The organism is Neobacillus phoenicis (assembly GCF_047302305.1).
Lineage (GTDB): Bacteria > Bacillota > Bacilli > Bacillales > Cytobacillaceae > Neobacillus.
In genome coordinates, this window is record NZ_CP154847.1 from 2,065,879 (window position 1) to 2,087,192 (window position 21,314).

At 38.5% G+C, this 21,314-nt stretch carries 18 protein-coding genes and 1 pseudogene; 16 read left to right on the top strand and 3 right to left on the bottom strand.

Going from position 1 to position 21,314, the window contains the following annotated elements:
- Nucleotides 1-33: 33 nt before the first annotated feature.
- Nucleotides 34-855: a late competence protein ComER gene (gene comER / locus AA0X95_RS10575; RefSeq protein WP_413308646.1), complete on the bottom strand. Its 822-nt coding sequence runs from the start codon at nucleotides 853-855 to the stop codon at nucleotides 34-36.
- Nucleotides 856-944: 89 nt separating this feature from the next.
- Here comER and AA0X95_RS10580 point away from each other — a divergent pair, with 89 nt between their 5' ends.
- The 3 genes and pseudogenes from AA0X95_RS10580 (at nucleotide 945) to AA0X95_RS10590 (ending at nucleotide 4,536) form a co-directional block, all read left to right on the top strand.
- A complete protein-coding gene (locus tag AA0X95_RS10580; protein ID WP_413308648.1) occupies nucleotides 945-1,592 on the top strand; it encodes a helix-hairpin-helix domain-containing protein in 648 nt (215 codons plus the stop codon).
- Between the two features lie 74 nt (nucleotides 1,593-1,666).
- Nucleotides 1,667-2,113: pseudogene (locus AA0X95_RS10585) on the top strand (ComE operon protein 2); the annotation flags it as partial.
- A gap of 95 nt (nucleotides 2,114-2,208) precedes the next feature.
- Nucleotides 2,209-4,536, top strand: coding sequence for a DNA internalization-related competence protein ComEC/Rec2 (locus AA0X95_RS10590; protein ID WP_413308650.1), 2,328 nt, complete (start codon nucleotides 2,209-2,211; stop codon nucleotides 4,534-4,536).
- A gap of 73 nt (nucleotides 4,537-4,609) precedes the next feature.
- Here AA0X95_RS10590 and AA0X95_RS10595 read toward each other — a convergent pair whose 3' ends face one another.
- Complete coding sequence (locus tag AA0X95_RS10595) at nucleotides 4,610-4,744, bottom strand: YqzM family protein (RefSeq protein WP_307286666.1); 135 nt, start codon at nucleotides 4,742-4,744, stop codon at nucleotides 4,610-4,612.
- A gap of 305 nt (nucleotides 4,745-5,049) precedes the next feature.
- Here AA0X95_RS10595 and holA point away from each other — a divergent pair, with 305 nt between their 5' ends.
- Nucleotides 5,050-6,066, top strand: coding sequence for a DNA polymerase III subunit delta (holA, locus tag AA0X95_RS10600; RefSeq protein ID WP_413308652.1), 1,017 nt, complete (start codon nucleotides 5,050-5,052; stop codon nucleotides 6,064-6,066).
- Nucleotides 6,067-6,120: 54 nt separating this feature from the next.
- Here the strand turns inward: holA and rpsT are convergent, their stop codons facing one another.
- A complete protein-coding gene (gene rpsT / locus AA0X95_RS10605; protein ID WP_309860529.1) occupies nucleotides 6,121-6,381 on the bottom strand; it encodes a 30S ribosomal protein S20 in 261 nt (86 codons plus the stop codon).
- 223 nt (nucleotides 6,382-6,604) lie between these two features.
- Between rpsT and gpr the strand changes: the two genes are divergently transcribed.
- The 12 genes from gpr to mtaB all read left to right on the top strand — a co-directional run bounded on the left by gpr (nucleotide 6,605) and on the right by mtaB (nucleotide 21,309).
- Complete coding sequence (gene gpr, locus AA0X95_RS10610) at nucleotides 6,605-7,729, top strand: GPR endopeptidase (RefSeq protein ID WP_413309940.1); 1,125 nt, start codon at nucleotides 6,605-6,607, stop codon at nucleotides 7,727-7,729.
- A 130-nt stretch (nucleotides 7,730-7,859) separates the two neighbouring features.
- Entirely contained in the window at nucleotides 7,860-9,065 is a 1,206-nt protein-coding gene (gene spoIIP / locus AA0X95_RS10615; protein WP_413308655.1) for a stage II sporulation protein P, read from the top strand.
- Nucleotides 9,066-9,083: 18 nt separating this feature from the next.
- Entirely contained in the window at nucleotides 9,084-9,410 is a 327-nt protein-coding gene (locus AA0X95_RS10620) for a YqxA family protein (RefSeq protein ID WP_413308657.1), read from the top strand.
- Nucleotides 9,411-9,524: 114 nt separating this feature from the next.
- Nucleotides 9,525-11,360 carry a translation elongation factor 4 gene (lepA, locus tag AA0X95_RS10625; protein WP_413308659.1) on the top strand — a complete coding sequence of 612 codons (1,836 nt, stop codon included), beginning with the start codon at nucleotides 9,525-9,527 and terminating at the stop codon, nucleotides 11,358-11,360.
- 78 nt (nucleotides 11,361-11,438) lie between these two features.
- Entirely contained in the window at nucleotides 11,439-12,578 is a 1,140-nt protein-coding gene (hemW, locus tag AA0X95_RS10630) for a radical SAM family heme chaperone HemW (RefSeq protein WP_413308661.1), read from the top strand.
- Between the two features lie 115 nt (nucleotides 12,579-12,693).
- Nucleotides 12,694-13,725: a heat-inducible transcriptional repressor HrcA gene (gene hrcA / locus AA0X95_RS10635; protein WP_413309942.1), complete on the top strand. Its 1,032-nt coding sequence runs from the start codon at nucleotides 12,694-12,696 to the stop codon at nucleotides 13,723-13,725.
- Between the two features lie 104 nt (nucleotides 13,726-13,829).
- Nucleotides 13,830-14,420: a nucleotide exchange factor GrpE gene (gene grpE, locus AA0X95_RS10640; protein WP_413308663.1), complete on the top strand. Its 591-nt coding sequence runs from the start codon at nucleotides 13,830-13,832 to the stop codon at nucleotides 14,418-14,420.
- 33 nt (nucleotides 14,421-14,453) lie between these two features.
- Nucleotides 14,454-16,280: a molecular chaperone DnaK gene (gene dnaK / locus AA0X95_RS10645; protein WP_413308665.1), complete on the top strand. Its 1,827-nt coding sequence runs from the start codon at nucleotides 14,454-14,456 to the stop codon at nucleotides 16,278-16,280.
- A 146-nt stretch (nucleotides 16,281-16,426) separates the two neighbouring features.
- On the top strand, nucleotides 16,427-17,557 hold the full coding sequence (gene dnaJ / locus AA0X95_RS10650; RefSeq protein WP_413308667.1) for a molecular chaperone DnaJ: 1,131 nt from the start codon (nucleotides 16,427-16,429) through the stop codon (nucleotides 17,555-17,557).
- Between the two features lie 18 nt (nucleotides 17,558-17,575).
- Nucleotides 17,576-18,517: a 50S ribosomal protein L11 methyltransferase gene (prmA, locus tag AA0X95_RS10655; RefSeq protein ID WP_413308669.1), complete on the top strand. Its 942-nt coding sequence runs from the start codon at nucleotides 17,576-17,578 to the stop codon at nucleotides 18,515-18,517.
- A 661-nt stretch (nucleotides 18,518-19,178) separates the two neighbouring features.
- On the top strand, nucleotides 19,179-19,928 hold the full coding sequence (locus AA0X95_RS10660; RefSeq protein ID WP_413308671.1) for a 16S rRNA (uracil(1498)-N(3))-methyltransferase: 750 nt from the start codon (nucleotides 19,179-19,181) through the stop codon (nucleotides 19,926-19,928).
- Nucleotides 19,929-19,935: 7 nt separating this feature from the next.
- Complete coding sequence (gene mtaB / locus AA0X95_RS10665; RefSeq protein WP_413308673.1) at nucleotides 19,936-21,309, top strand: tRNA (N(6)-L-threonylcarbamoyladenosine(37)-C(2))-methylthiotransferase MtaB; 1,374 nt, start codon at nucleotides 19,936-19,938, stop codon at nucleotides 21,307-21,309.
- The last annotated feature ends 5 nt before the right edge of the window (nucleotides 21,310-21,314 follow it).

Consider the following 21,314-nt stretch of genomic DNA (forward strand, 5'->3'; position numbering starts at 1 on the left):
TTTAAGAAGGAATTTGTCTACTGTTATCGAATATTAGTTAGAGTATTGTATTTCTACCTTATCAAGGTCTTCTTTAAATTTAGCATGGGTTGCCTGAAACACATGTTCAAACACGTTCCCCAGTTCATTTTCCAAAACCTTTATTCCTTCACCCGTTATTCCACCTTTAACACAAACCTTTTCTTGCAGGGATGGTAAAGTATAATGACCTTGTTTTAACAATTCTCCTAAGCCTACAATCATCTCACTTGCAAAAATGGTAGCAGAGTCCTGGTCGATATCTGTTTCTTTGACTGCCGCTTGAATGAAACGTTGAAGAAGATAGCTAAAAAAGGCTGGACCGCAGCTCACAATATCAGAGGCTACCCTCGTATTTTTCTCGTCGATACAAACAGGTACAGATATCTTCGCAATTAAGGTTTCAATTTTTTCTCTCCAAATGTCACTACAATTTTCTCCATAGGTAAGTAAGGACACGCCGGACAATGCTCGATTCGTTATACTTGGGATCACTCGAATCACCGAACATGTTACCTTTTTTTCGATTTGACTGACACTGACTGGACTTGTTATGGAAATAAGACATTTTTCCTTGCTTAAATGTGGTTGAATGTTCTCCAATATTTTGTAAATGTCTAAGGGTTTTACACAAATGAATAACAAATCGGATTGAGCCGCCACCTCTTCAGGAGTTGCCCCAACCCTAATTTCCCTATATTTATCTTTAAGCAGCATGGCTTTAGATTTCGTTCTATTTGTAATGATCATTGAAGAAGGGGATATGGCCTTACTATCAATCAAGGCCTCCACCAAAATTCTCCCCATATTACCGGTACCGATGATACCTAGATTCATTTTCCGACCCTCCTTCGCATGCAATATTCTTTTATAACCATATGAAAAGTAAATGTGAAATATACCTTTATTTGAAAGGATGGATTCTTATGAAAGACTGGTTGTTGGAACACAAGTTTTACATGGTAGTTGCTTTATTTATTGGTTTAAGTGGTTTTTATTATTTTTCCTTCATTCAAACAGACCCTGTACCAACGGAAGCAATTTCCATGGCAAGTACGCTGAAAGAAGAAGGGCAGGAAAACACGAAGAATAATCAACCTGAACAAAAGGAAAAGATTGATAAAATTATGGTTGATGTAAAGGGACAAATCAAGCAGCCTGGGGTATATCAAGTAAGTACAGGCGATCGAGTCATTGATGTCATCAGCCGCGCTGGTGGATTAACGGAGCAAGCTGACCAAGCCCAAGTTAATTTTGCTGCGCATGTTGTAGATGAAATGGTTGTCTATGTGCCAGCCAAGGGTGAGGAAACAGCTGCTGTTGTAGCTGGTTCCATTGATGGAAGCTCCACCGGAATAGCTAGTACTAGTGATGGTCAGGCTAAAATTAATATTAATAAAGCAGATGAAAACGAACTGCAAAATCTTCCTGGAATAGGTCCAGCGAAGGCAGTTGCCATTCTGGAGTATCGGAACACAAACGGACCATTTAAGGTAGTAGATGACCTTAAGAATATTAGTGGGATTGGAGATAAGACATTTGAAAAATTAAAGGATTTAATTGTGGTCCATTGAATCATAGATTGACCTAAATGTACAAGTACCCTTACACTTAATATAAAACTTTTTATTCTAGGGAGTGGGGAATCGTGAATCGACTATCTTGGGATCAATATTTTATGGCACAAAGCCACTTGCTGGCACTAAGAAGCACGTGCACAAGGCTTACAGTAGGTGCAACCATTGTTAGGGATAAGCGTATTATTGCGGGAGGCTACAACGGTTCAATTGCAGGGGGCGACCATTGTATTGATAAAGGATGCTATGTGATTGATCACCACTGTGTAAGAACTATCCATGCAGAAATGAATGCCTTACTGCAATGTGCTAAATTCGGTGTACCTACTGCAGATGCTGAAATCTATGTGACTCATTTTCCTTGCCTCCAATGCTGTAAAGCCATTATTCAAGCGGGTATTAAGACGGTTTATTACGCGGAGGATTATAAAAATCATCCATATGCCATCGAATTATTTGAACAAGCGAATGTAAAACTTGAAAAGGTAGAACTGACGGAACAAGTCATTGACTTTAGAAAGATAACGCAATAGCTTTTTTCATGGCGCCGGTATTATCAGGCGCCATCCCTCTCAATCCCCTAAAAAATCAACCCACAAATTGGAGAAATAAAATGAATGGAAAGTATATATATATTGCCATTTCTACTTTGCTATGCGTACTTTGCGCTATTGTAACGTTTTTCCCTTACTTTCTACTTATGATTATTTATATGTATTTCCTTTATCAATACAAACGATTTTCAAAGGAACAAATAGCCCTACTTGTTGTTATTTTTACCTTCTCTCTGTTAATAGGGATGAAGGGAGAAAAAATGAATCACTCTCTAATACCTGAATCGACTACAGCCTTTACTTTGGAATATATTGAAAGTCCCAAAATTGATGGTGACTTATTACAGGTAGAGGTCAAGGAGAAATTCCACAATGAGAATCTCATCTTACGTTACAAATTAAAAAAAGAGAATGAAAAAAAATACCTTCAGAATAAAAGTTTTTTCAGTCGTGTTTGCAAGGTATCGGGTTCTTTGAAAAAACCGGTGGTTGCCAAAAATCCAAATGGATTTGATTACCGTAGCTATCTCTCAAATAAGCGTATTTACTGGATACTTGAAACCAGTGAAAATCCACTCCAACAATGTACTCCCATTCGGCCTTCCTTACTGGTTATGGTAAAACAACTTCGTTTTACGGGTACACGTTATCTTACCGACCATTTTCCTATTGAAATTGCTTCATTGTCCGCAGCATTAATTTTTGGCGATAGGAGTTTACTAAATCCAGACTTGCTTGGCAATTATCAAAAGACTGGCATCGTCCATTTATTAGCTATTTCTGGACTTCATGTTTCCTTGTTAATTGGAGTTGTTTTTTATTTGGGACTTCGGTGTGGAGTCACAAGGCAGTGGATGACAAATGTTCTTTTGGTGGCTATTCCTGTCTATGTAATCCTTACAGGGAGTTCTCCATCCGTGATTAGGGCTGGACTAATGATATTCTTAGTCCTGGTAACAACAAAATGGAAAAATCGACTTAAACTTCTACCGATTGACGCCATATGTTTGGCTTTTATCGTCTTTTTGTTCTTTGATCCACTAATTATTTTTGATGTTGGCTTTCAACTTTCTTTTTCCGTAAGCGTAGCTATTATTATGTCTGCAAGCACCATTTATTCTTTTTATCAGCACAGTTTAGTACGGATGCTAGTTACGTCTGTTATTTCTCAATTAGCAGCTTTTCCATTTTTGCTTTATCATTATTTTGAGCTCTCATTAGTCGGCATAATAGCAAACATGCTCTATATTCCTCTCTTTTCTTTTGTGTATCTTCCGGGTTTATACTTCCTCTTTGTTGTTCAACTGCTATTTAGTAACACTCCATCCATTCTTATAAATATTTTTATTAAGATCATTTCCTTTTTTAATGAACTCATCGATTATGCAGCAAAAATCCCTTTTGGGAGCTTTATACCAGGTAGACCCACTCTTATTTTTCTAATTATGGATACACTAATTATTTTGGCTATCTTTTGTAATTGGGAACATATTACTTCCTCCAAAGGGAAAAGACGTCTTATTTTGTTGAGTATCCTGCTGTTCACCCTTCAAATGGGCTCCAACAGGTTCAATCCGTATGGGGAGGTGACTATGATTGACGTCGGGCAGGGGGACTGTATATTAATTCAACTTCCATTCCGTAAAGGCACCATTCTGATCGATACAGGGGGAACGATGCAATATCCAGTGGAAGAATGGAGGCAACGAGCCAATCCTTTTGAGGTGGGGAAGGATGTTGTAGTACCTTATTTGAAAGGAAAAGGTATTACAAAAATTGATAAACTGATTTTAACACATGGAGACATAGATCATATTGGAGGTTCTTTTTCTATTTTAAATGAGCTTAAAGTAAAACAAATTTTAATACCCTCTGTCATTGACCCGTCTGATACAGAGCTTGATATCATTAAGATAGCTAAAAAGAAAGGGATACCTGTTATAAAGGTTGCGGCTGGTGATTATTGGAATATGGGAGGGTTTGAATTCTATATCCTTTCTCCCGAAAGAAATTTTGCAGGTGAAAGAAATAGTGGATCAATTGCCTTTTTCAGCAGAATAGGAGGGAGGAATTGGTTTTTCGGAGGAGACCTTGACAAGGAAGGAGAAGAGAAAATAATAAAAAGATATCCACATTTAACCATTGATGTACTTAAGGCGGGACATCATGGGAGTAAGACATCAAGTGCTGAACTATTTATTCAACAAGTTAAACCAAAGACAGTTTTAATTTCTGCCGGAGAAAAAAATCGTTTTGGGCATCCACACCAAGAAGTGCTTGATCGGTTAAAAGAAGTCAATGCCACCATTTACCGAACAGATTTACAAGGAGCAATTACCTATCGTTTTTATAAACAGAAAGGAACCTTTTCAACCTTTTTACCATAAGATAAAGCATCCAATAAGGAAATAAAAAAAGACTGCAAACTAGCAGTCCTTGATTACGATATGTAAGCCCTCATTATGAACCGATTAACTTAATAACAGTTGCGATAATGAACAATAAAGCAAAGAAGCCAAAAGAAACCCCAAATCCTACTCCAGAATCGATAGCATCGTTACGTTTGCTTTGCACGTTTTTTTCAAATTGATTCACAATCTACCCCTCCTATTTTCAAAATATAGTATAAGCTATTTGGCTGAAAAAATCCAGCCTCCCTTTATCGTTTTCCTGTAATGACAAGAGTTGTCAAAATAGTATGATTCACTTAAGGCTACACTATTATTAGGATAGGAACTCCGCCACGCAATTACAGAACCTAGGGCTGAAAATTGCAGGCGTTCATTATAGATCGGGAATTGGCACTTATTAGTTAATTGCTAATTCCCTTTAAGTACTTGTCAAATCGTCCAAGCTTCATTACGATAAGATGTGAGTGAAATGAAGGGGAGCGCTGGACAATGGTATTGGATATTTGGAGGAGAATCAAAAAAAAAGAAATTGCTCCTATCTATTTATTATATGGAACAGAGGCATTTTTAATCAATGAAACGAAGCAATTACTTCTTAATCATATATTAGATGAGGAAGAGAAGGATTTTAACTTTTCTGCCTATGATTTAGAGGAAACCCCCATTGATGTGGCATTGGAGGATGCAGAAACATTTCCTTTTCTAGGTGAAAGAAAAGTTGTTTTTTTACATAATCCCGTATTTTTAACTGCAGAGAAAACGAAGGAAAAGGTTATTCACGATTTAACGAAACTTGAAGCCTACTTGAAAGAACCAGCCCCGTATACGGTGATGGTTATTTCAGCGCCATATGAAAAATTAGATGAGCGAAAGAAAATTACGAAAGAACTGAAGAGAAACGCAGAACTAGTTGAAGCAAAAAAGTTAAATGAACATGAGTTGAAAAACTGGGTGAAGGATCGTGCCGCGGGGAATGGGATTGAAATTGAGGCTAATGCTATTGATCAATTACTGGCCTTAGTTGGAACAAATATGTTTATGCTAACTACAGAAGTGGATAAGTTAGCTTTGTATGCAGCAGATCATAAAAGAATTGATGTGGAATTAGTTGAAAAATTAGTGGCCCGTTCTCTTGAACAGAATATTTTTACCTTAATTGAAAAAGTGGTTCAACGAAAGTTGGATGAGGCGCTACGAATTTATTATGATTTGCTAAAGCAAAACGAAGAGCCCATTAAAATCCTGGCCTTACTAGCAGGGCAATTTCGCTTAATTTATCAAGTCAAGGAACTCTCTAGAAGAGGATATGGTCAACAGCAAATTGCAGGGTACTTAAAAACCCACCCGTTCCGCGTCAAATTAGCAAGTGGACAGGCAAATAAATTTACAGATGAAGAATTAGCTAAACTAATGGAATGGCTTGCGGAAGCTGACTACCAAATGAAAACAGGTGGTATGAACAAATCCCTGCTGATTGAGATGCTATTGTTCCGGTTGAAAAAATAAATTTAAACATAAAAAAACGATTCCTGTGTGGAATCGTTTTTTTATTGCGCTATATTATAGAGCGTTTGATTTTTTCATTAGACGTGATTTTTTACGAGCAGCAGCATTTTTGTGGATAAGACCTTTTGCAGCAGCCTTGTCTAATTTACTAGCAGCAGTTACTAATGCTTCTTTTGTAGCAGCAGCGTCGTTTGTTGAAACAGCAGCTTCTACTTTTTTAACAGCCGTACGCATTGCAGATTTAGCAGTTGTATTTTGAGCATTACGAGCTTCAGTTGTTTTAACACGCTTAATAGCAGATTTAATGTTAGGCATTACATTCACCTCCTACAAAGAATCGAGACTATATGAACTCGACTTTACATTCATCAATAATAATTCAGAACAAGAAGTATTTTATCAAACGATAGCCTATATTGCAATACACAAATGAAAAGTGATAATTATTTAACTTTGCATGTTTTGATTTGAAGAGGGTAAAAATAGGGAATAGTTTCTATTTGCTGGAAAACATGAGAGGAGTGAAATGCGCATGAGCATGAGTGATTCAATCGACTTAAGCCAATACTCGGTTAGAACCGATCTGGCCATTGAAGCAAGGGAAATGGTGATTGCCGGTAGAAAGGGGACTGTCGAACAAGAGGAAGACCTTTCACAAATTGAAGGAGTAATAATTAAGGAAAAAGATGTTGATGATATAAAAATTTCTTTGGTTGAGGTAACAAAACAAGGAGAGCAGCAGCTCGGGAAAAAAGCAGGAAGATATTTAACGGTTGAGGTGCAGGGAATCCGTCAGCAAAATACAGATACACAGAAAAAGGTAGAGGAAATATTCGCTAGGGAATTTGCTCACTTTCTAGAAGGGTCTGGAATTAAGAAAACAGACTCGTGCCTTGTGGTGGGCCTTGGAAATTGGAATGTAACGCCAGATGCATTAGGACCGATGGTATGTGAAAACCTTTTAATTACAAGACATCTCTTTCAGCTTCAACCTGAAAATGTGGAGGAAGGGTATCGATCTGTAAGCGCCTTGGCACCTGGAGTGATGGGACTAACAGGGATTGAAACAAGTGATATTATTTTTGGTGTGGTAGAAAATACAAAACCAGACTTTGTAATCGCTATCGACGCCTTGGCATCTAGGTCAATCGAAAGGGTTAATTCCACCATCCAAATCTCTGATACAGGTATTCACCCTGGTTCGGGTGTAGGCAATAAAAGAAAAGAACTTAGCAAAGAAACGTTAGGAATTCCAGTCATTGCTATTGGTGTTCCTACAGTGGTGGACGCAGTTTCCATAACTAGTGATACAATTGATTTCATCCTTAAGCACTTTGGAAAAGAATTGAAGGAAGGTAATCGCCCTTCAAGAGCGCTGGCACCTGCAGGCATGAGTTTCGGTGAAAAGAGAAAGTTAACTGAGGAAGATTTACCTGAAGAAAAGCATCGAAAAACGTTCCTTGGAATTGTCGGGACCCTGCCAGATGATGAAAAAAGAAAGTTGATTTATGAGGTACTTGCACCAATTGGCCATAACTTAATGGTTACTCCAAAGGAAGTGGATGTCTTTATTGAGGATATGGCTAACCTCATTGCAAATGGTCTAAACTCTTCACTTCATTCTGCGGTTGATCAGGAAAATGCAGGATACTATACAAAATAATAATCTCTTCTTAGGGGCTTGGTTTGTAACCGTTAGCCCCTTTTTCGAACGCCTAAAGCTGTTATTTGTGGTTCTACCAATTCTAGTAATGTCATAAGATTTACTAGAATCGTTTAAGCGGGGTGGAACTATGAAAAATGCTAGAACATCTGGAACGTTTTTTATCGTCCAAGGGACAAGCTTATTTAAAATAATCGCTGCTCTGTTACTCTTTATCATATTGATTTTTTCTATAAGCGGCCTTTTAACGTCACTCAAGCCACAATATAGGCTGATGTCATCTTCTGTAAACCAAGCTGCCACAAATGTGAATGGAGAACTCCTCTACCAACTGATGGGTTGGGAAAATCACCATTTTCTAAAGGTGGAAAATAATTGGGCTGCAACACCTACTCTGACCAATTTGGTATTTAAACTATCTAGTAATATTAATTTGAATGACCCACGAAGTCTACTTGGAAGAGAGCTACCGGGGTTCTATCAATTTGATGGGAAAATTCTTGTAGCAGGAGAAGGCACTAATTATACCAATATGCCAATTGAATCGGCGCCGCCCATTGAAATCATGAAGGCAGAACGGGAGGCGGCATTACAAAATCTTGAGGGATTAGATAAGCCAACAAATGAGAATCCTTCTACAACGCCAGGGCAAACGACAGGAAATCGACAGGTTGTCTATGTTTACTTCTCGCATAATCGGGAATCCTATTTACCATATCTTAAGGGTGTAACCAATCCAAATCTGGCTTATCATTCTCAAATTAATGTTACTAAAATTGGTGACCAACTTAAGACAAGCCTTAGCGATAGAGGAATCGGAAGCTTTATAGACAAAACAGATATCCAAGCAAACCTAAATAAAAAGGGTTGGAATTTTGCGAAGTCCTATGAAGAATCACGTTCTGTTGTTCAAACAGCCATGGCCTCTAATAAAGATTTGCACTATTTTATTGATATTCATCGAGATTCGCAACGAAAAGACAAAACAACTGTATCGATTAATGGAAAACCGTATGCTAAGCTGGCGTTTATTATTGGAGGTAAAAACCCCAATTATGAAAAAAATGCAAAGCTAGCAACAGAACTGCACAATCTTTTACAGAAAAAATATAAGGGTTTAAGCAGAGGCGTTATGGTGAAAAATGCAGCCGGGTCAAATAGTATCTATAACCAAAATTTATCATCTAATGCCATTCTTATTGAGTTTGGCGGGGTAGATAATACGTTTGAAGAATTAAACCGTTCTGCAGATGCTCTCGCTGAAGTATTTAGTGAGTACTACTGGCAGGCTGAAAAGGTGAATCAGGATGTTAAACAGTCGACCGACAAACAATAAGTGTAAGGGAGCAGTTGTATGAAGTTATTTATGCTTAAAAGCGTTGGTATTGCCGCTCTCATGCTAATCTCTGTTTTAACAGGCATGCAATTAGCTAATAACGGAATTCATAAAATGAAAGGTTATGACGATCCAAACTTTCATCAGGCTGTTAGCTTAAATGAAACCGATAATCACATAAGTGCTTCCATATTAGGAAATAATATTTCTAGTCATGATATTGAGGCGAAGAAGAAGAAGCTTGAGGAGATTAGCGCTTATAATTTCTTTTCCTCAATGGGGAAGAAAATGTCTGATGGGATTTCAAATGCCTCTGAAAATTTGATTCATAAAATAACAAAATAAAACAAAAGCGGTGCCTCACAAGGTGCCGCTTTTCGAATTTAATTGAATCTCGAATGCTCTACTGATATAATCAAAAATAGTGTACATGTGCGAGTATAGTAGGAGTGAAAGACCATGAACAGAGAAGAAAAACTCAAACGACAATCAAAGATTAGAAATTTTTCCATTATCGCTCATATCGACCATGGAAAATCAACATTGGCTGATCGTATTTTGGAAAAAACGAATGCATTATCATCGCGTGAGATGAAAGACCAGCTATTGGATTCCATGGATCTTGAAAGGGAACGCGGGATTACCATTAAGTTAAATGCTGTACAGTTAAAATATAAAGCGAAAGATGGAGAAGAGTATATTTTCCATTTAATTGATACACCAGGGCATGTCGATTTTACGTATGAAGTATCAAGGAGTCTTGCTGCTTGTGAAGGGGCTGTATTAGTCGTCGACGCAGCACAAGGAATTGAAGCACAGACACTAGCAAACGTATATCTTGCCTTGGATAACAATCTTGAAATTTTACCTGTTATTAATAAAATTGACTTACCAAGTGCCGAGCCGGAAAGAGTTCGGAATGAAATTGAAGAGGTTATTGGTCTAGATGCATCTGAGGCCGTTTTAGCTTCGGCAAAAGCCGGAATCGGAATAGAAGATATTCTTGAACAAGTAGTGAAAACAGTTCCAGCTCCAACAGGAGACCCGGAAGCGCCATTAAAAGCCCTGATTTTTGACTCGTTATATGACGCATATCGTGGCGTTGTTGCCTATATTCGTGTAGTAGAAGGGTCAGTAAAAGTGGGCGACAAAATTAGAATGATGGCAACAGGAAAAGAATTCGAAGTTAACGAAGTGGGAGTTTTCACTCCAAAAGCTACGCAGCTTAACGAATTAACAGTTGGAGATGTTGGCTTTTTAACTGCATCTATTAAAAATGTCGGCGACACTCGTGTTGGTGATACCATTACAAATGCAAAAAATGGAACAACAGAGCCGCTCCCTGGTTACCGAAAGTTAAACCCGATGGTCTATTGCGGACTTTATCCAATTGATACAGCTAAGTTTAATGATCTTCGTGAAGCACTTGAAAAGCTTCAGTTGAATGATTCTGCTCTACAATTTGAACCAGAAACATCACAGGCACTTGGTTTTGGTTTCCGCTGTGGATTCCTTGGACTTCTTCATATGGAAATCATTCAAGAACGGATTGAACGGGAATTCAAAATTGATTTAATCACAACTGCTCCGAGTGTTATCTACCATGTCTACATGACAGATGGTACACTTGTAAATGTAGATAACCCTTCCAACATGCCTGAACCACAGAAAATTGATCGAGTAGAAGAGCCATATGTTAAAGCGACAATGATGGCTCCAAATGATTATGTTGGTGCAATCATGGAACTTTGTCAGTTAAAGCGCGGGAATTTTATTGATATGCAATATCAAGGCGAGAACCGGGTAAGTATCGTTTATGAAATTCCGTTAGCGGAAATCGTCTATGATTTCTTCGATCAGTTGAAATCTAGCACAAGGGGCTACGCTTCTTTTGACTATGAGCTGATTGGATACAAACCATCTAGTCTGGTTAAAATGGATATATTACTAAATGCAGAACAAGTCGATGCATTAAGTTTTATTGTTCATAAAGATTTTGCTTATGATCGTGGTAAGGTTATTGTTGAGAAGCTGAAGGAATTGATTCCAAGACAACAATTTGAGGTTCCTATTCAGGCGGCCATTGGTCAAAAAATTGTTGCTCGTTCTACGATTAAAGCGATGCGCAAAAACGTTTTAGCAAAATGTTACGGGGGAGATATTTCCCGAAAACGTAAATTACTTGAAAAGCAAAAAGAAGGTAAAAAACGAATGAAACAAGTAGGGTCTGTTGAGGTACCGCAGGAAGCGTTTATGGCTGTACTAAAAATGGATGACAATAATACAAAAAAATAATAACTATTTGGAGGTTAGGACATGCCTGTAGCAGGCATTCTAGCCTCTTTTTGTTACTAGCATAAGGAAGTGTTAAAAATGATAAAAGCTGCCTATCTTCATATCCCTTTTTGTGAGCATATTTGTCATTATTGTGATTTTAATAAAGTTTTTCTAAAGGGGCAGCCAGTGGAGGACTATTTAAAAGCACTTGATCAAGAAATGAAAATAACTCTTGCAAAGTATCCAACCAATCAATTAGATACTATTTTTGTTGGAGGAGGAACACCTACCTCATTAAATGAACAACAGCTCTCTACATTTTGTGAGAGCATAAATAAAAACCTTCCTAAAAGTAATGTTGTTGAATTTACTTTTGAAGCAAATCCGGGTGATTTATCCATTGAGAAATTACAAATATTAAAGGATGCTGGGGTAAACAGAATCAGCTTGGGTGTTCAAACCTTTAACGAGGAACTTTTGAAAAAAATCGGTCGTGTCCATAAAGCGAAGGATGTCTATCAAACCATTGAAAGTGCCAAAAGAATTGGTTTTGAAAATATCAGCATTGATCTAATCTTCAGTCTGCCTTCCCAGACGGTAGATGACTTTAAAGAGTCATTAACAGAAGCTTTTTCGCTTGATATTAATCATTACTCTGCTTATTCCTTAATCATTGAACCAAAGACTGTTTTCTATAATCTATTAAAAAAAGGGAAGCTTCCAACACCTGGGGAGGATATAGAAGCAAAAATGTATGAGGTATTAATGGATGAAATGGAGAAGCATGGATTCCATCAGTATGAAATAAGTAATTTTTCTAAGCCTGGTTTTGAGAGTAAGCATAATCTGACGTATTGGAATAACGAATATTATTACGGGTTTGGTGCTGGGGCACATAGCTATGTGAATGGGTATCGACGCTCGAATTCAGGACCATTAAAAAAATACATGGACCAAGTGAATAGCGGATCGCTTCCAGTTTTGGATGATCATCAAGTAACAAAAGCTGAACAAATGGAAGAAGAAATGTTCCTTGGATTGCGTAAAACTGAAGGAGTTTCCATTTCTCATTTTATTGAAAAATTTGCTCAGGATCCCTTACAGATATTTAAAAAAGAATTGACTGAATTAATGAGTAAGCAATGGATAGAAGTGAAAAACGATAATATATATTTAACTAAAACGGGTCGTTTTTTAGGAAATGAGGTCTTCCAGGCCTTTTTGGGAGTGGTCTAGTTAATCTGTCACAAATATGGGCTTTCTTTTTAATTGACACCATCCCCCCTTTTTTGATAATTTATTAATATAATTAGCACTCGGTAACTATGAGTGCTAACAGAGGTGATGAATGTTGCTATCAGATCGTCAATTGTTGATTCTTCAGGTTATTGTTGATGACTTTATTCGATCTGCTCAACCAATCGGCTCAAGAAGCTTGTCGAAAAAAGAGGAAATTTCCTTTAGCTCAGCTACGATTCGCAATGAAATGGCCGACCTTGAAGAGTTGGGGTATATTGAAAAAACTCATACCTCCTCAGGAAGAGTTCCGTCTGAAAAGGGTTATCGGTATTATGTAGATCATTTACTCTCGCCAAAGGCACTAAATCAGCAGGATGTATCCATTATTCAATCGATTTTTGCCGAAAAAATTTATGAGTTTGAAAAAATTATTCAAAGGTCTGCAAAGATACTCTCTGAATTAACCAACTACACATCGATTGTTCTTGGACCAGCCGCTAGTATTAATAAACTGAAGAGAATTCAGATTATACCTTTGAATAAAGAAACAGCGGTAGCCATCTTTGTTACAGATACAGGTCATGTTGAAAACAGAACCTTTTCCTTACCTGCCACAATTGATGCTAGTGATCTGGAGAAAACAGTAAATATCCTAAATGATCGTCTTGCAGGTGTACCACTTGAAGATTTGAATGACAAAATTTACAAAGAAGTTGCCATGCTGCTTAGGCAGCATATTCATAATTATGATTTGATGTTGCATACTGTAGCAGATTCACTAAAAATGCCAGTCACTGAAAAACTTTTCTTTGGTGGAAAAACCAATATGTTAAGCCAGCCTGAATTCCATGATATTAGCAAAATCCGTAGTTTACTAACCATGATTGACCAAGAAGAGTGGATTTACAATTTGATTCGAAAAGATTCAGCTGGTATTCATGTCAAAATAGGAACAGAAAATAATATCAGTGCTATGGATAATTGTAGTTTGATTACTGCTACTTATTCTGTTGGAGTTGAAAAGTTAGGTACGATTGCCATTCTTGGCCCTACCCGAATGGAATATTCACGTGTCATTGGCCTGCTCCAACTGTTAAGTAACGACTTGACGGCGGTTTTGACAAGACTGTATCAAACCAAGTAGCACTGGCAATATTGAGTAAGGGTGAAATTCCTTATGTTTCACCCCCTTTTCTATGAGAAATAATTTGACTATAAATAGTAGATGCTTTAAGGGAGGTGAGTAAGTTGACAAATGAAAAAACCAATTCATTGAATGAAGAAGTAGAAATCGAGAGTGCTGACCAAGTGGAACTTACCGAGGATCAAGCGGTTTTAAATGAAGAACAAGTTTCAGAAGAAACGGTGGTAGACCCTGGTGAGGAGTATGTAAAACAAATCCAAGTGCTTAAGGATAAGTTAGAGGAAGCAGATAATCGATATTTACGTCTTCAAGCCGATTTTGATAATTTCCGTCGTCGCACTAGATTAGATTTAGAAGCGAGCGAAAAATATAGAGCACAAAAACTTATTACTGATTTACTACCTGCATTAGACAATTTTGAAAGAGCCATGCAGGTTGAGGCAGACAATGAACAAACAAAAGCATTACTTCAAGGGATGGATATGGTATACCGAAGTTTGGTAGATGCCTTGAAAAAGGAAGGTGTAGAACCAATTGAAGCCGTGGGTAAAGAGTTTGACCCACATCAGCACCAAGCAGTTATGCAAGGGGATGATGAAAACTTTGGTTCTAACATTGTTACTGATGAATTTCAAAAAGGTTATTTGCTAAAGGATCGAGTGATTCGACCATCCATGGTAAAAGTAAATCAATAAAGACTACATATTATTTTTTAGGAGGAAAAGGCAATGAGTAAAATTATTGGTATTGACCTTGGAACAACAAACTCTTGTGTGTCTGTACTTGAAGGCGGAGAGCCAAAGGTTATTCCTAATCCAGAAGGTAATCGCACAACTCCATCTGTTATTGCGTTTAAAAATGGCGAGCGTCAGGTTGGGGAAGTAGCAAAGCGTCAAGCTATCACAAACCCAAATACAATCATGTCCATTAAGCGTCATATGGGTACAAACTATAAAGTAGGAATTGAAGGCAAGGATTATACACCACAAGAACTTTCTGCTATCATTCTTCAATATTTAAAATCATATGCTGAAGACTATCTTGGCGAACCTGTTACAAAGGCTGTTATTACAGTACCAGCTTACTTTAACGATGCGGAGCGTCAAGCAACAAAGGATGCTGGAAGAATTGCTGGTCTAGAAGTAGAGCGTATTATCAATGAGCCTACAGCAGCTGCACTTGCATATGGTTTGGATAAGACGGACCAAGATCAAACCATTTTAGTTTACGACCTTGGTGGCGGTACATTCGACGTTTCTATCCTTGAATTAGGAGACGGAGTATTCGAAGTAAAATCTACAGCAGGTGACAATCGTCTTGGTGGGGATGATTTTGACCAAGTTATAATTGATTACCTTGTTGACCAGTTCAAAAAAGAGAATGGCATTGATCTTTCACAAGATAAAATGGCATTACAGCGTTTAAAAGATGCGGCTGAAAAAGCGAAAAAAGATCTTTCTGGTGTAACATCCACACAAATTTCTTTACCATTTATCACAGCTGGGGCTGCTGGTCCACTTCACCTTGAAGTGACTATGTCTAGAGCGAAATTTGATGAATTATCCGCTCCTCTTGTTGAACGGACAATGGGTCCTACTCGTCAAGCATTAAGCGATGCAGGATTAACCGCTTCACAAATTGATAAAGTAATCCTTGTTGGTGGATCAACACGTATTCCAGCTGTCCAAGAAGCAATTAAAAAGGCTACAGGACAAGAGCCTCATCGTGGAGTGAACCCAGATGAAGTAGTAGCGATGGGTGCTGCTATTCAAGGTGGAGTTATTACGGGAGATGTAAAAGACGTAGTATTACTTGACGTAACTCCACTTTCACTAGGTATTGAAACAATGGGTGGTGTGTTCACGAAGTTAATCGATCGTAATACAACAATTCCAACATCTAAATCACAAGTATTCTCGACTGCTGCGGATAACCAAACAGCTGTTGATATCCATGTCCTTCAAGGGGAACGCCCAATGGCAGCCAACAACAAAACGCTTGGTCGATTCCAGTTATCGGATATCCCACCAGCACCACGTGGTATTCCACAAATCGAGGTTACTTTCGATATTGATAAAAACGGTATTGTAAATGTTCGTGCGAAAGACCTTGGCACAAATAAAGAACAACAAATTACAATTAAATCATCCACAGGACTTTCTGATGAAGAAATCCAAAAAATGGTTAGAGAAGCGGAAGAAAACGCAGAAGCAGATAAGCAGCGTAAGGAAGAAGTGGAGCTGCGTAATGAAGCAGACCAGTTAGTATTCCAAACTGAAAAAACTTTAAAAGATCTTGAAGGTAAGGTTGACGCTGCAGAAGTTGCTAAAGCAAACGAAGCTAAGGATGAATTAAAGCAAGCAATCGAGAAAAACGAACTTAATGAAATTCGTTCTAAGAAGGATGCACTTCAAGAAATCGTTCAAGCCTTAACTGTGAAGCTTTATGAGCAAGCGGCACAAGCTCAACAACAAGCTGGCCAAGAAGCAGGTAATGCTGGTGGCAAAGACGATGTGGTCGATGCGGAATTTGAAGAAGTTAAAGACGACAAATAAGATGTTGGCTAACTAGCAAGAGAAAAAGTCAAAGTCAGTCTATGGGCTTTGGCTTTTTCTCTGTACAAAGGAAAAGTATTTTATTGCAATCTACATCTTATGGGTGATAGAATAATCTTTATGTGAAAGATTCGGGAGTGGTAATCATGAGTAAACGGGATTACTATGAAGTACTTGGAGTCAGTAAGAGTGCTTCAAAGGATGAGATAAAAAAAGCCTATCGTAAGCTCTCTAAACAATATCATCCTGATATTAATAAAGAGCCTGATGCGGCAGATAAATTTAAGGAAATTGCAGAAGCATATGAAGTATTAAGCGATGATCAAAAAAAGGCGCATTATGATCAATTTGGTCATACGGATCCTAATCAAGGATTCGGGGGCGGCGCTGATTTTGGCGGCGGCTTTGGTGGATTTGAGGATATCTTTAATACTTTCTTCGGAGGGGGCGGCGGTTCAAGAAGACGTGACCCGAATGCACCTAGACAAGGTGCGGACCTCCAGTATACAATGACTGTTTCTTTTGAAGAAGCAGCTTTTGGAAAAGAAACTGATATTGAAATTCCACGTGAAGAAACATGCGAAACATGTAGTGGTTCAGGTGCTAAGCCTGGTACTAATCCTGAAACATGTCAGCACTGCCATGGCTCTGGTCAGTTAAATGTGGAACAAAACACTCCGTTTGGCAGGATTGTGAATCGCCGTACATGTCATTATTGTAATGGTACTGGAAAAGAAATCAAACACAAATGTTCAACCTGCGGTGGTACGGGTAAGGTTAAGAAACGCAAGAAAATTCACGTCAAAATTCCTGCTGGTATAGATGATGGTCAGCAGCTTAGAGTATCTGGCCAGGGAGAAGCGGGAATGAATGGGGGACCAGCTGGAGATCTTTATGTAGTATTCCATGTCCGTCCACATGAGTTTTTTGAAAGAGATGGCGATGATATTTACTGTGAAATGCCCATCACCTTCGTTCAAGCATCATTAGGCGATGAAATTGAAGTACCTACCCTTCATGGGAAAGTCAAACTGAAGGTCCCTGCTGGTACACAGACAGGTAAAAAATTCCGTCTTAAGGGTAAGGGTGTTCCAAATGTCCGTGGCTATGGTGTAGGTGATCAGTACATTATCGTGCGTATTATCACCCCAACTAAGCTATCAGACAAACAAAAGCAGCTTCTTAAAGAATTTGCGGAGCTTAGCGGCACTTCACCAATTGGTGAACACGAAGAAAGCTTCTTTTCAAAAGTAAAACGTGCATTTAAAAGCGAGTAAGGATTGGAGTTGGTAGATGTGAAATGGTCTGAAATCAGTATTCACACAACAAATGAGGCGATTGAACCTATTTCTCATATTTTGCATGAAGCTGGTGCGAGCGGTGTAATCATTGAGGATCCATTTGAGTTGACTAAAGAAAGGGAAGATCAATTCGGAGAAATCTACCAACTAAATCCCGATGATTATCCCGAGGAAGGGGTTATCGTCAAGGCTTATTTACCAGTTAACAGCTTCCTTGGTGAAACCGTTGACGCCATTAAAGAATCGATAAATAACTTAATTATTTATAATATTGATATCGGCTTAAACAAAGTTACTATTAGTGAAGTGAATGAAGAAGAATGGGCAACAGCTTGGAAGAAATATTACAACCCTGTAAAAATATCCGAAAAATTTACGATCGTTCCTACATGGGAGGAATATACTCCAGTCAGCAGTGATGAACTAATTATTGAGCTGGACCCAGGTATGGCCTTCGGTACTGGTACACACCCAACCACCGTAATGTGTATTCAAGCGATTGAAAGGACCGTTAAGCCGGGGGACCGAGTAATTGATGTTGGTACAGGATCTGGTGTATTGAGTATAGCAGCGGCCATGCTAGGTGCAGAAGATGTTAGGGCCTTCGATCTAGATGAAGTAGCAGTAACGCAGGCGAGGCTAAATATTAAGCTAAATAAAGTGCACCAGTCGGTTACGATTTCCCAAAATAACCTGCTGGACAATGTTGAAGAAAATTCAGCAGATGTTATTGTTGCCAATATTTTAGCTGAAGTTATTTTACGGTTTACTGATGACGCAGCCCGTGTGATTAAGCCGGGTAGTGCATTTATTACATCAGGTATTATTAAACAGAAAAAAGACCAAGTAAAAGAAGCATTAGTGAACTCAGGGTTTGAAATTTTGGAAACAATCTTAATGGAAGATTGGGTTGCCATTATTGCGAAAAGAATATAGTGTAGAAAAAGTGGCATTTGTTCCCCTCAAGGCTGTCGAAAAACTCTCGGCAGCCTATTTTTTATCTAAATTCTTTAATGGTTAACGCGTTAATTTATTATAATAATATAAGGTATTGTTTTCCAATTTGTCTGTTGTTTGGCGCTCCAGGCACTTCGCTTTCCGCTACGAAAAAATTAAACGTAGCTCGCAGACTAAAAAGAGCTGCATGGGCTTTGCTAATACCGGTTACTGGATTAATGAATGTAACCAGTTCTCTTATTGAAACCTGCCAAAAAGTTAAAAGATTGCAACATACTTAACAAAGTTAGAAAAAATGTGTTGCAATGTTTTAGATTGTTTCCCCCCTGTTGATTGGAGCGGAGGGCACTCGACTCCTGCGGGAAGAAGAGGTCACTGGAGACCCCGCAGGAGCGAAAGCGACGAGGAGGCTCCAGGACCTCCCCGCGGAAAGCGAGTGCCCGGAGCGGAAATCAACAGGCCAGGTAGCAGGGAATAAAACAAATCAAAATTTTGATAAACAAAATAAAAAATTGCCGAGAAAAATACCCTTTCTCTACAGTCTGAGGAGATTTGTTCCCCTTTTTTTCATTTCCGCCTTTTAAATTGATCGCTTCTTTAGTAAAATAAAGAGTAAAATGTTTTAGAGAGGGTGCATTGTGTGCAACGGTACTTTGTTAAACAACGAGCAAATGATGATCGTTTTTTTATTGATGAGGTAGATCGTCATCATATCGTAAAGGTTATGCGCATGCAAATAGGCGACCAAATCATTTGTGTTGACATAGAAGGGAAACAGGCTGTTTGCAAGCTTGCAGAAATTACCGATGAAAGAGTCGTTGCAGACGTTGTACAATGGAAAGAAGAGTCTCCTGAACTACCGATAACAATAACGATTGCTAGCGGACTGCCTAAGGGGGACAAGCTTGAATGGATTATACAAAAAGGAACTGAGTTAGGCGCCCATCAGTTTCTCCCATTTTCTGCTGCTCGTTCAGTGGTGAAATGGGATGAAAAAAAAGCAGCAAAAAAAATAGAGAGATGGCAGAAAATAGCCAAAGAAGCTGCTGAGCAATCCCATCGTGCGGTAATGCCCGACATCATTAGCCCGATGACATTTAAAGCTTTATTGGGAAAAAGTAAGGAATATCAATATAAATTAGCTGCCTTTGAAGAGGAAAGTAGAAAAGGGGAAGCGTCACTTTTTGCTTCTACGCTAAAGCAAATGAAAAAAGGGGAAGCTCTTCTTCTAGTTTTCGGACCAGAGGGCGGTTTAGCCGATGAAGAAGTACAATTATTAAAGGATCATGGGTTTGGACTTTGTGGGCTAGGCCCGCGTATTTTAAGAACGGAAACAGCTCCGCTGTATACACTTGCGGCTATTTCCTATCATTTTGAATTATTGAGGTGAGGTTCCAATGGCAACAGTCGCGTTTCATACCCTTGGATGCAAGGTGAACCACTATGAGACTGAAGCAATTTGGCAGTTGTTTAAACAAGAAGGCTACGAGAGAGTGGAGTTTGAATCCATCTCCGACGTATATATTATTAATACATGTACAGTAACCAATACTGGCGATAAGAAAAGTCGTCAGGTGATTCGTCGTGCTGTAAGAAAGAATCCTGATGCTGTAATTTGTGTTACAGGTTGTTATGCTCAGACATCCCCTGCAGAAATCATGGCAATACCTGGTGTTGATATTGTTGTGGGTACACAGGACCGTGTTAAAATGCTTGAGTATATCGAGCAATACAAGGCAGAGCGCCAACCTATTAATGGTGTAGGGAATATTATGAAGAATCGTGTGTATGAAGAGCTGGATGTTCCTTCTTTTACTGATCGAACACGTGCTTCATTAAAGATTCAAGAAGGCTGTAATAATTTCTGTACCTTCTGTATTATTCCTTGGGCAAGAGGGTTGATGAGATCACGTGATCCAAAGGAAGTAATACGTCAAGCGCAGCAGCTAGTGGATGCTGGATATAAAGAAATCGTGTTAACAGGTATTCATACTGGCGGTTACGGAGAAGACATGAAGGATTATAACCTTGCTATGCTGCTCCGTGAGTTAGAGGCTCAAGTGAAAGGAATTGAGCGTCTTCGAATCTCTTCAATCGAAGCTAGTCAGATTACGGATGAAGTGATTGAAGTCATTAAACATTCAAATATCGTTGTACGTCATTTACACATTCCATTGCAATCCGGTTCTAATTCTGTCTTAAAAAGAATGCGACGTAAATATACTATGGAGTTCTTTGGAGAAAGACTGGAACGATTAAAAGAAGTACTTCCAGGACTTGCGGTTACTTCAGATGTTATTGTTGGATTCCCGGGTGAAACAGAAGAAGAATTTAAGGAAACATTTAATTTTATTAAAGATCATAAATTCTCAGAGTTACACGTATTCCCTTATTCTAAACGTACGGGAACACCAGCTGCACGTATGGAAGACCAAGTAGATGAAGAAGTGAAAAATGAGCGTGTTCACCGTTTGATTTCCCTTTCTGATCAGCTGGCTAAGGAATATGCTTCACAATTTGAGGGCGAGGTATTAGAAGTTATTCCTGAAGAGGAATACAAAGATGAAGGAATTTCTGGCATGTATGTTGGTTATACCGATAATTATCTAAAAGTAGTATTCCCTGCTACAGAAGATATGGTTGGTAAAATTGTAAAAGTAAAAATTACTAAAGCTGGTTACCCGTATAATGAGGGGCAATTTGTCCGAGTAATTGAAGATACGGTATCAGTGAAGGAAGAAGTTTTTACTAAAGAAGAAGCTGCTATTTAAGGACC

What these genes read in the sequence shown, in the direction of transcription:
- comER (WP_413308646.1), bottom strand. Translation starts at nt 855, where the DNA reads ATGAATCTAGGTATCATCGGTACCGGTAATATGGGGAGAATTTTGGTG.
- lepA (WP_413308659.1), top strand. Translation starts at nt 9,525, where the DNA reads ATGAACAGAGAAGAAAAACTCAAACGACAATCAAAGATTAGAAATTTT.
- AA0X95_RS10580 (WP_413308648.1), top strand. Translation starts at nt 945, where the DNA reads ATGAAAGACTGGTTGTTGGAACACAAGTTTTACATGGTAGTTGCTTTA.
- holA (WP_413308652.1), top strand. Translation starts at nt 5,050, where the DNA reads ATGGTATTGGATATTTGGAGGAGAATCAAAAAAAAAGAAATTGCTCCT.
- spoIIP (WP_413308655.1), top strand. Translation starts at nt 7,860, where the DNA reads ATGAAAAATGCTAGAACATCTGGAACGTTTTTTATCGTCCAAGGGACA.
- mtaB (WP_413308673.1), top strand. Translation starts at nt 19,936, where the DNA reads ATGGCAACAGTCGCGTTTCATACCCTTGGATGCAAGGTGAACCACTAT.
- dnaK (WP_413308665.1), top strand. Translation starts at nt 14,454, where the DNA reads ATGAGTAAAATTATTGGTATTGACCTTGGAACAACAAACTCTTGTGTG.
- rpsT (WP_309860529.1), bottom strand. Translation starts at nt 6,381, where the DNA reads ATGCCTAACATTAAATCTGCTATTAAGCGTGTTAAAACAACTGAAGCT.
- AA0X95_RS10590 (WP_413308650.1), top strand. Translation starts at nt 2,209, where the DNA reads ATGAATGGAAAGTATATATATATTGCCATTTCTACTTTGCTATGCGTA.
- gpr (WP_413309940.1), top strand. Translation starts at nt 6,605, where the DNA reads ATGAGTGATTCAATCGACTTAAGCCAATACTCGGTTAGAACCGATCTG.
- AA0X95_RS10620 (WP_413308657.1), top strand. Translation starts at nt 9,084, where the DNA reads ATGAAGTTATTTATGCTTAAAAGCGTTGGTATTGCCGCTCTCATGCTA.
- hemW (WP_413308661.1), top strand. Translation starts at nt 11,439, where the DNA reads ATGATAAAAGCTGCCTATCTTCATATCCCTTTTTGTGAGCATATTTGT.
- dnaJ (WP_413308667.1), top strand. Translation starts at nt 16,427, where the DNA reads ATGAGTAAACGGGATTACTATGAAGTACTTGGAGTCAGTAAGAGTGCT.